The organism is Kocuria salsicia, from assembly GCF_007681555.1.
GTDB lineage: Bacteria > Actinomycetota > Actinomycetes > Actinomycetales > Micrococcaceae > Kocuria > Kocuria salsicia.
On sequence record NZ_VELE01000045.1, the window covers coordinates 1 to 256 of the forward strand.

Genomic DNA, 256 nt, shown 5'->3' on the forward strand with positions numbered 1-256 from the left:
CCGGATACCGGCCGCACGGCGCTATCACCGCGTTGCGCCACAGCTGACCGTTTCTGCATCCCTTATGCGAGTCCGTGCACCTGGGCGAAGGGATCCACGGTGCTGTCGGTCAGCCAGGCATCATCAGCTCCCACAAGGAGAAACAGCAGGTCCCTGGTGCGTTCCACGTAGCGCGACCGGCTGTGCTTCTGCTCCCCGAGATGCAGGTGGTAGACACCCCAGTCGGAGAGCATGGCGTCCAGCCGTCTCTTTGACC

The 256-nt window shown here is 63.7% G+C and carries 1 protein-coding gene; it reads right to left on the reverse strand.

The annotated features are described in order from the left end of the window. Positions 1 to 62: 62 nt before the first annotated feature. Positions 63 to 256 (reverse strand): hypothetical protein (locus FS770_RS13860; protein WP_222126534.1); only part of this gene is annotated, 194 nt, incomplete at its 5' end.